General features: G+C 72.5%; 7 protein-coding genes and 1 pseudogene. 2 read left to right on the top strand and 6 right to left on the bottom strand.

The genetic code is table 11. From position 1 onward, the window contains the following. Positions 1–81: 81 nt before the first annotated feature. Positions 82–231: pseudogene (locus tag AB0I76_RS15655) on the bottom strand (4-phosphopantetheinyl transferase); the annotation flags it as partial. Then, positions 224–370, bottom strand: a complete 147-nt coding sequence (locus AB0I76_RS15650) for a hypothetical protein (RefSeq protein WP_357035094.1) — start codon at positions 368–370, stop codon at positions 224–226. The gene AB0I76_RS15650 and the pseudogene AB0I76_RS15655, both read right to left, overlap by 8 nt. A gap of 286 nt (positions 371–656) precedes the next feature. Here AB0I76_RS15650 and AB0I76_RS15645 point away from each other — a divergent pair, with 286 nt between their 5' ends. Continuing rightward, positions 657–779, top strand: a complete 123-nt coding sequence (locus AB0I76_RS15645) for a hypothetical protein (protein ID WP_357035091.1) — start codon at positions 657–659, stop codon at positions 777–779. 68 nt (positions 780–847) lie between these two features. Here the strand turns inward: AB0I76_RS15645 and AB0I76_RS15640 are convergent, their stop codons facing one another. The 3 genes from AB0I76_RS15640 to AB0I76_RS15630 all read right to left on the bottom strand — a co-directional run bounded on the left by AB0I76_RS15640 (position 848) and on the right by AB0I76_RS15630 (position 7,839). Then, complete coding sequence (locus AB0I76_RS15640) at positions 848–4,159, bottom strand: glycosyltransferase (RefSeq protein WP_357035088.1); 3,312 nt, start codon at positions 4,157–4,159, stop codon at positions 848–850. An 845-nt stretch (positions 4,160–5,004) separates the two neighbouring features. Continuing rightward, positions 5,005–5,658, bottom strand: coding sequence for an HNH endonuclease family protein (locus AB0I76_RS15635; RefSeq protein ID WP_357035086.1), 654 nt, complete (start codon positions 5,656–5,658; stop codon positions 5,005–5,007). Positions 5,659–6,117: 459 nt separating this feature from the next. Further along, positions 6,118–7,839: a phospholipid carrier-dependent glycosyltransferase gene (locus AB0I76_RS15630; RefSeq protein ID WP_357035083.1), complete on the bottom strand. Its 1,722-nt coding sequence runs from the start codon at positions 7,837–7,839 to the stop codon at positions 6,118–6,120. 84 nt (positions 7,840–7,923) lie between these two features. Here AB0I76_RS15630 and rsmI point away from each other — a divergent pair, with 84 nt between their 5' ends. Then, positions 7,924–8,772, top strand: coding sequence for a 16S rRNA (cytidine(1402)-2'-O)-methyltransferase (gene rsmI / locus AB0I76_RS15625; protein WP_357035079.1), 849 nt, complete (start codon positions 7,924–7,926; stop codon positions 8,770–8,772). Positions 8,773–8,802: 30 nt separating this feature from the next. On the opposite strand, the gene AB0I76_RS15620 is transcribed toward rsmI, so the two are convergent. Next, a complete protein-coding gene (locus tag AB0I76_RS15620; protein ID WP_357035076.1) occupies positions 8,803–9,261 on the bottom strand; it encodes a hypothetical protein in 459 nt (152 codons plus the stop codon). Positions 9,262–9,384: the final 123 nt, after the last annotated feature.

Raw genomic sequence — 9,384 nt, 5'->3', positions numbered from 1 at the left:
GCGGTAAACAAGGGCAGGCAACGTCGCGACGGTGCATCAAGATTTAGTCGTTGTAACAGTTGGTCGCCTGAGTGGCGCATCAGCGCAGACGCGCCCGGCGGTGAAGTCGCGGCGTCGGGTCTCGACCGCCCGTTCGCCCAGGCAGACAGCCTCGGCGGAGAGCAGCTCGCCGATCCAGTCGTCGGCCGCGGCCACGGCCACCGCGACCTCCGGCGGCAGCAGGTCACGCATCGACAACCCCCCGGAGGTACGCGGACAGCCCCGCCCGCCCGACGCCGACCGGGTCGGTTCCGGGCGGCCGGTGTGGCAGGTGCCGGCCGGTGCGCCGGGCCGGCACCTGGTCGACGGTCGGGGTCGGAACGGTGGCCATGGTCGGTCAACGTACCGCAACCATGTAACGCCGGAGAGTCCCCGCGCGCTGAACTGTGCGTCTCCTGGGGATCGGCGCCATCCACTCTCGACCCCGGGCCGGCGCGGCGTCGGCGTGGGGATCCGTAAGGGGGAGCGCGATGAACGGTGGTGGGGATTCCTCGCTGTCCGGAGCGGACGACCATGTCCCTCTGACGCCTGGTTGGACCTGTGGTCGGTGCGGGGAGGACTGGCCCTGCTCGCCCAAACGCAGCCGGCTGCTGCACGAGTACGGGATGGACCGCGCCATGCTCACGGTCTACCTGGGGTCCTGTCTGGCCGCCGCCACCGAGGACCTGAAGGGCCTGCCGGGCGCGAACCTGCAGGACCGGTTCATCGGCTGGTTGCCACGTCCACGCCGGCTGCACTGACCCGGACCTGAGCGCGGGCCGGAACGGGGGACGGTCCGTCCCGGCCCGCGCCGCTCATCGGAGGGGGGTCACCTCGCGGCACCCACCCGGTCGAGCCGCTCACCGGTCCGAAGCGGAGCGGGTTGGTCCGGCGTACCACCCGGGTGGACGCGCGGCGTCCACGGCACGAGACTCGGCCGCCGGTGGGCACTGAGATCCTCGATCCACCCGAGCAGCAGCACGAACGCGGCGAGGATCACCAGAGCCACCGCGAGGTATCCGACCTGCCCGATCCGCCAGACGCCGAAGCGGTCCCCCACGACGAAGCAGACCGCGATCGCGGCGTTGTGCCACAGGTAGATCGTCAGCGCGCGCCGGTTGAGCGCGGTGACCAGCCGGTCGAGGGGTCGGGCCCGGGCCAGCCACGCCATCGCGGGCCGGGCCCGGAGCAGCAGCAGAACGAAGGCGAGGGAGTAGAACGCCTGGGCCACCGGGACCTCGTTCAGGTCCAGCCCGCCCTCGGGGTGGGTGAGCACCCACCCGATCCCCATCGTCGCGCACGCCCCGGCCAGCACCACCAGGACCGCCACCGGCAGCCGACGCAGGTGGCCGTCGCGGTGGGCGAAACCGACGATCCAGCAGGCACCGAAGGTGGCGAGATCGGTGGCGGCGGAGTCGACGACGACGCGGCCGAGCGACGGCGCCGCGGTCTGCAGCAGCACGACGGTGGCCAGCGGGAGGAACACGGTCGGCAGCGGCCAGCGGCGGTAGAGGCCGAGCAGCACGGGGGAGAGCAGCACCAGCCACACGTACGTGACCAGGTACCACAGCACTCCGGTGACGTTCCGGGCCCACTCACTGCCCGGTGGCTCGGCAAGAGGAACCAGCCAGGTGAGGAACGCGGGCCACGCCGGTCGGTCGGACCAGCCGTGCCAGAGCATGACCGGCACCAGCACCGCGCCCATCGCCCACAGGGCCGGCAGGAGGCGCCGGAGCCGGGAGTTCACGGCGTCGCCCGGCGTCCGGTCCAGTGACCGCGCCATCAGGGAGCCGCCCAGCGCGAACATGACTCCCATGGCCGGGAAGACGAGGCTGAGCCAGGCCGCGCCGAACATGTGGTAGGCGACCACCCGGGCGAGTGCGACCGCCCGCAGCACGTCGAACCAGCGGTCCCGGCCGGCCCCCGCCCCGTCCGGGCCCGCCGCGCGGTCGGCGGCACCGACGACCTGCTGTCGCGGATCGGTGGCCGGGTCGCCCGCCCGCTTGAGCTTCCGCCACCGCAGCCGGGTGCCGGTCAGCGCGGTCACCGCCGACCGGACCAGCACCAGGTACATCAGCTGGCGGTACGCGAACTGCTGCAACGGGAGCGTCACCAGGGAACCGAGGCGCTCCCGGTCGAGCCGGAAGGCGATCAGCGCGGTGACCGCCTGGAGCGCGAGCATCGCCACCCACGCCACCGCCGTCTCGGTCGAGCCGAGGAAGAAGAGCCCGTAGACGGCCATCAGGTCCAGGACCGGCCCGAGCAGCGGCAGCAGCACGCCGTACAGGGCGAGCAGTGGCAGGCCCCGGCGGCCGAACCGGCCGGAGGCACCCCGGTCGACCAGCGCCCGGCGGTGCTTCCACATCGCCTGCATGGTGCCGTAGCTCCACCGGTAGCGCTGGCGCCACAACTGACCCACCGTGCCGGGCACCTCGGTCCAGGCGCGGGCCTGCTCCTCGTACACCACGCGCCAGCCGGCCCGTAGGACGGCCATCGTGACGTCGGTGTCCTCGGCGAGGGTGTCGTCGCTCATGCCGCCGGCGGCGAGGAGCGCCCGACGGCGGAACGCCGCGATCGCCCCCGGCACGGTCGGCATGCAGCCGAGGGTCTCGTAGAGCCGGCGGTCCAGGTTGAACCCGATGACGTACTCGATGTGCTGCCAGCGGCCGAGCAGGCCGTGCCGGTTGGCCACCTTGACGTTGCCGGCCACCGCCCCCACCGACGGATCTCCGAACGGCTGCACCAGCCGGCGGACGGAGTCGCGTTCGAAGACGGTGTCGCCGTCGACCATGACGATGATCTCGTGCCGGGCGTACATGATGCCGGTGTTGAGGGCGCTCGACTTGCCGCCGTTGGGCTTGCGGACGACTCGGACGTTGGGTAGTCCGAGTGCGTCCACCAGGTCGGGAGTCCCGTCGGTGGATCCGTCGTCCACCACGATCACCTCCACCCGGTGGTCCGACCCGGCCAGCGACCGCACGCTGGTGACGATGCCGGCCTGCTCGTTGTACGCCGGCACGATGATCGACACCGGCTCGGTGACGCGCAGCCCCCATGACCAGCGGGGTGACCGTCTTCGCCGGGCGTGCCGGACGGCGAGGGCGAACAGCAGCAGCGTACGGAGCAGCATCAGCACCCCGACGACCAGGAACATCACCTTCAGCGCCGTGACGAACAGGTCCGCGATGTGCACCGCCACCACGACCGCGGAGGCCCGCCACCGGTCGACCGTTCCGACCGGGACGTTGCCGGCCAGGGCCGGGACCGCCTCGTCCCTCAACCGGGACCGGTTCACTCCTTCGCTGATGGTGGTGAAGGTGTAGCCACGGGCGGTCATCGCGGGGATGAAACGGTCCAGGGCCGCCACGGTCTGCGCGCGGTCGCCGCCGGCGTCGTGCAGCAGCACCACGGCGCCCTGCCCGGCGGGCGGAGTCATGTTCCGCACGATGGCGTCCGTGCCGGGCCGGGCCCAGTCCCTGCTGTCGACGTCGTTGACCACGGTGAGGTAGCCGTGCCGGCCGGCTTCCCGGACGGCCGCCCACGCGCCGTTGTCGATCGCCCCGGGCATCGAGGAGTACGGGAAGCGCAGCAGGTTGGTCCGCACACCCGCCGTGCTCATGATGGCCATCTGGGTCTGCGCGTACTCCAGCCGCCGCTGCCAGCGGGGCAGCACGGTCGGGTCGGGATGGCTGAAGGTGTGCACCCCGAGTTCGTGGCCCTCGGCGGAGATCCGTGCGGTGAGGCGGGGGTTACGGGCGACCTGGGAGCCGACGACGAAGAAGGTGGCCGGCGTCCGGTGCCGGCGTAGCACGTCGAGCACCTGCGGCGTCCACACCGGATCCGGCCCGTCGTCGAAGGTCAGCGCGATGGTGCGCGGGGGCACCCGGTAGGAGGTCGCCCGTCCGTCGACGGTGTCGATCACCGGACCACCCGAAAGGATCGCGGCAGGCACCGTGCTCTGGTCGCCGACCTTCCGCACATGGTCGGGAGTGAACTTCGAGTTCGCGTACGCCTCCACGACCAGCACGCTGGCCACGACGACGAGAAGCGTCGTCCAGACCATCCAGCCGATGCGGAGGCGGGACCGGGGTGGATCGAGGTGGTGGCGTGCGGGGGTCGTCGGTGTGGTGGAGAAGAGCATCGGGCGGGTTACCTCGCGGTGAGAGCGGTGCCAGTGACCATGGAAGCGGCCCAGCTCTCCGCGGACGGGGTGCCGGTGACGGCCGGATCCGGCGTCGGCGGCGGAGCCGTCGGGGACGGTGCGCCGGTGGGCTCACCGGGCGGCCGGGGCGGCGGAGGCGCTGACGTCGGACCGGGCGCGGGCAGCGGTGTCGGCATCGGTCCTACGACCACGGGTGCGGGCGGGACGATCGCGTCGGCGTCAGGCTCGCCGGGGCTGGGCGGATCCGCGACCGACCGGCCCTCGGGCCCCGGTGCGTCCTCGACGCCGACGGGCTCAGCCGGCGGAGCGATGGGCAGGGCCACCACCGTCTCCGGAAGGGCGGGAGGCTGATCGCCGATCTCCATCGCTGGGGCGGCGTCGAGCTGCGGCGTTCCGCCGGCCGGCACCGCCGGTCCGGTCAGGGCGGCGAGGGCGACGATCGGGAGATAGGCGAGGGAGCCGGACGCGACGAGTAGGCCCCAGCGGCGAACCAGGCGATGTCGTCGCCCGGTGACGTCGACGAAGACCGGTGCCAGCGGCGGGTGAAGGACCGGATGAGATCCACTCAGGACGGACGAGGACTCGTCGTGATGGGTGTGAGTAGCCACTCAGACGAGGCTAGAGAGGTGATTAGTGGTTTATGTCCAAGTTGTCATCGTGGTCCGACCGGTGGTTACAGAAGATGAACATCGGGAAGGACCGCGCAGACGAGCCCGAACGTGATGGTCGGCTCAGGTGTGCCGTAAGGGCTCAGCAGGTTCGATGTCCCCCGGCGGGCGGATGGCGGGTACGCCGTTGCGCATCGCCATCCGCCCCTCGGTCGGTCAGAAGGCGTGGGTCACCGTGACGGTGACGTTCGAGCAGGAGTTGCCCCAGGTGGTCAGGGCGTTCTTCTCCGCGCTGTCGACGGTCAGCCGCCAGCGGGTCTTCACCGCCGTCCACTCGCGGACGTAGCGGCACTTCTCGTAGGTCGGCATCCAGGTGGTGGGATCCTGGTCGCCCTTGGCCTGGTTGACGTTGTCGGTGACCGCGACCAGCGAGCGCGCGTCGCCGAGGTCGTTGGCGAACGCCTGCCGGCGGGAGGTGGTCCAGTTGCGGGCACCGGAGTCCCACGCCTCGGCGAGCGCGACCACGTGGTCGATGTCGAGATCCGCCGGGTTGGTCCAGGAGGCCGCGTCGTAGTAGGAGTACCAGCGCCCGCCGCTGAGATAGCAGCCGGAGCCGACCGAGGGCACCGTGGTGGCCTCGGCGATCAGCACCTCGTACCGGGCGTTGCAGCCGTCACCGTCGGCGTCGGTCCAGTGCGGGAACAGGTCCCGGGAGTAACCGGTGCGGACCTCGGACGCGACCGGCAGGTCGGCGATGAGGGTGCGCAGCGGCACCGAGACGGTGGCGGCCCGGGCGGGGGCGGTCAGCCCGAGTGTCGAGAGGGTGACGGCGGCCAGCAGGCCACCGATCCAGCGGAGGGTGCGGGTCATCGCGGACTCCATCGGTCGTCGGGGGATGCCGACAGTGCAGTCGGGCCGGGTTCCGACTGATCCGACGGTGGATGGCCAGTGAGCGAAATCGGTCGATACGTTCGAAGAACGTGCCCGCGAGCCCGGGCCGCGATCGAGAGGGGTCGGGACACCTTCGCCGATCCGCCACGTTTCCGGGCGATGACCGTCCGTCAGTTTCCCGATGTAAACCTTCCGGCCGGCGTGGCATCGGTCGGAAATCTGACCCAAGTCGACCCGTTGTGCCGGTCGTGCGCTGTGGTTAAGCTTCTCGTGCGCGCCTCAATCGCCCGCTTCCCCCGTGGCAGGCGATCGGGGCGCGCCCTAACTGTCAAAAGGGCCCACACGCTTCGGCGTGTGGGCCCTTTTCCTGTCGTCCATCGGGTCGCGGTCCGGGCGGAGACGGCCCGCCGGGCCGCCTCCGCACCGGGTCACCGTCCGTCAGATCCAGCGGCCGTCGAGCCACATCCGTGCCGACCATTCGTCGTACGGGATCAGCTCCGCCACGAAGATCGGATAGAAGTACGCGAAGGACAACGCGACCAGCAGCACGTACGCCCCGACGATGACCCCGCCGACCAGCCGGCGGTCCGCGGTGGTCGCGGCCGGCGCGGTGGTGGTGTCGTCGGGCGGCCCGCCCGGCGTGGCGATCGCGCCCAGCACGTAGGTCACCGCCAGCACCAGGAACGGCAGGGCCGGAGCGGTGTAGAAGGAGAACATCGTCCGGCCGCCGTCGAGCGCGAACCAGAACCAGGGCAGCAGCCCGGCCCCGGCGACGAGCAGGATCGCGCCGGCCCGCCAGTCCCGCCGGGCGAGCCCGAGCCAGGCGAGCGCGGCCAGCGCCGGCAGGAACGACCACCAGAGCAGCGGCGTGCCGAGCAGCAGGATCTCCGAGGCGCAGGACGGTGCCCCGCAGGCGCCCTCGCCGGACCAGTAGAAGGCGACCGGGCGGCCCAGCAGCAACCACTGCCACGGCCACGACTGGTACTTGTGCGGATCGTCCAGCGTCGAGTGGAAGCCGTATGCGGCCTTGTGGTACTCCACGAGGTTGTGCAGCGGCCCGAGGAACGGGGTGTCGCTGAGCGGGGCATCCTTCCACCGGTTCTCGTCGATCACCCGGTAGTAGCCCTCGTCGCCGAGCAGCCAGCCGGACCAGGTGGCGACGTAGGTGACGACCAGCAGGAGACCGGCGACCACCATCCAGGGCAACTCGTCCAGCGCGGTGTCCCGCCACGGTCGCCGTACGCCCGCGGAGCGGCGCACGCCGACCTCCCAGAGCAGCACCAGCAGCGCGAAGGCCGGCAGGAAGTAGAGCGCGCTCCACTTCACCGCGCAGGCGCAGCCCAGCAGCACCCCGGCGGCGAGCCGCCACCACGGCCAGGTCCGCCAGCCGCCGGGCGGGCGGCCGGCACGGCCGGGTCGGGTCGGGTCGAGCCCGGCGTCCAGGGCGCGGGCCCAGCGCCGTCGCCGGGAGTCCCGGTCGAGAACGAGGGCGCCGAACGCGGCGAGCACGAAGAACAGCAGGAAGATGTCGAGCAGCGCGGTGCGCGACAGCACCAGGTGGAAGCCGTCCAGGGCGAGCAGTAGACCGGCCGTGCAGCCCAGAAGCGTGGACCGGAACAGCCGCCGGCCGATGCGCACCAGCAGCAGCACCGACAGGGTGCCGACCAGGGCGGCGGAGAAGCGCCAGCCGAACTCCGGCGCGGTGGTGACGAGGTGCCCGGGGACCGAGATGCCGTGCTCGGCGTCGGAGTACCCGAAGGCCCACTCGCCGAGCCCGATGAGCCACTTGCCCAGCGGCGGGTGCACCACGTACGACGGGCCACCGTCCTTGTAGTTCCACTCGACGCCCTTGTCGACCAGGGCCCACGCGTCGCGGGCGTAGTAGGTCTCGTCGAAGATCTTGCCGGGCGGGTGACTCAGGCCGACGAACCGCAGGATCGCCGCGATCGCGACGATCACCCCGGTGGCGAGCCAGGAGCGCCCGTCGAGTCGGGCCTCGACCGTGGCCAGGCGGCGCCGGACGATGTCGGGCACGCCGCCACCGGACGCGGCGGAGTCTCCGGCGGTGGTCTCGGTGGGCCGCTGCGGGTCGTCGCCATCGGGCCCGGAGTGCTCCGGCCCGGCCGGGCCCGCGCTGTGCGCTGTGGACGCCTGGGTCACCTGGCGATCGTAGGCTGCGAAGGTGGCCGGTGGCGCCCGTCGTCCCCGAATCCGGAACCAACGTCGATGAAGGAGCACCAACTCGTGGGTGAAATGTCCGACACCGGGCGCCTGATCCTGCTGGGCGCGCCGCTCGGCAATCCCGCCGACGCCTCCGCGCGACTCCGGCAGGTGCTCGCCACCGCCGACGTGGTGGCCGCCGAGGACACCCGGCGGCTCACCCGGCTCGCCCGGGACCTCGACGTCACCGTCGAGGGCCGGATCGTCTCCTACTTCGAGGGCAACGAGGAACGTCGTACACCGGAACTGGTCGAGGCCCTCGTCGGCGGTTACGTGGTCGCCCTCGTCACCGACGGCGGCATGCCGAGCGTCTCCGACCCCGGCTACCGGCTGGTCCGGGGGGCCCTGGACGCCGGCGTGCCGGTCACCTCCGCCCCCGGCCCGAGCGCGGTGACCACCGCCCTCGCGCTGTCCGGGCTGCCCAGCGACCGGTTCTGCTTCGAGGGCTTCCTGCCCCGCACCCCGAGCGGCCGCCGGTCCCGGCTGCGCGCCCTCGCCACCGAGGAACGCACGCTGGTCCTCTTCGAGGCGCCGCACCGGATCACCGGCGCGCTCGCCGACCTGGCCGCCACGTTCGGCCCGGACCGGCCCGCCGCGCTGTGCCGGGAGCTGACCAAGACGTACGAGGAGGTCGTCCGCAAGCCGCTCGGGGAACTGGCCGCCTGGGCGGCGGCACAGGAGCCGCGCGGCGAGATCACCCTGGTGGTCGCGGGCGCACCGGAGATCGCCGCCGAACGCCCCGACGACGACACGTTGCGCGCGGCGGTCGCCGACCGGGAGGCCACCGGGATGTCCCGGCGCGACGCGATCACCGACGCCGCGACGTCGTACGGGCTGCGCCGCCGCGACGTCTACGGCGTCGTACACCGCTGACGTGAAAGGAAGGGCCCTTCCTTTCACCGCTCACCAGGCGGCGACGAGGAAGCCCACGGTGATCAGCAACGGGCCGGCCAGCCCGGCGCCGACCGCCCAGCGGCGGGCCCGCGGGTCGGCGAGTCGGGCCGCCCCGGTCCACCGGACGATCCCCACCGCGCAGCCCAGCACCGTCACCAGGCCGAGCAGCCAGCGCAGGTGCCCCTTCGCGCCGCTGTCCGCGTACGCGGTGGCACCGTCCGGGCCGGTCATCCGGGCGGCCACCGTCGCGCCCGGCGTCGCCCGCTCCCGGGGCACTCCGCTGACCGCGACGCCGTGCGCGAAGAACCGCTCCCGCTCGGCGACGAAGGTGCCCCGACACCGCTGGCCGAGCCCGCCCCCGGTGCAGTCGTCGATGACCACCCGGCCCGGCGTGGCGTGCCCCACCGCCAGCCAGAACGGCGCCGCGCTGACCCAGGCGAAGAACGCCGCCACCAGGCTCAACGCCACCAACGCGGCGAGCCCGGGCAGCGGATCCGGCGGGTGGGCCCGGCGGGCGGGCCGTCGTCGGTGATCTTGCCAGGGTGGTTGATCAGCGCCTCGGCCCCGGTACGGGCCAGCGTGACCGCCAGG

The organism is Micromonospora sp. NPDC049799, assembly GCF_040656655.1.
Classification (GTDB): Bacteria; Actinomycetota; Actinomycetes; order Mycobacteriales; family Micromonosporaceae; genus Micromonospora.
Note: the sequence above shows the minus strand (reverse complement) of the source record. Positions and strands in the feature narration are given on the sequence as shown.

What these genes read in the sequence shown, in the direction of transcription:
- AB0I76_RS15650 (WP_357035094.1), bottom strand. Translation starts at nt 370, where the DNA reads ATGGCCACCGTTCCGACCCCGACCGTCGACCAGGTGCCGGCCCGGCGC.
- AB0I76_RS15645 (WP_357035091.1), top strand. Translation starts at nt 657, where the DNA reads ATGCTCACGGTCTACCTGGGGTCCTGTCTGGCCGCCGCCACCGAGGAC.
- AB0I76_RS15640 (WP_357035088.1), bottom strand. Translation starts at nt 4,159, where the DNA reads ATGCTCTTCTCCACCACACCGACGACCCCCGCACGCCACCACCTCGAT.
- AB0I76_RS15635 (WP_357035086.1), bottom strand. Translation starts at nt 5,658, where the DNA reads ATGACCCGCACCCTCCGCTGGATCGGTGGCCTGCTGGCCGCCGTCACC.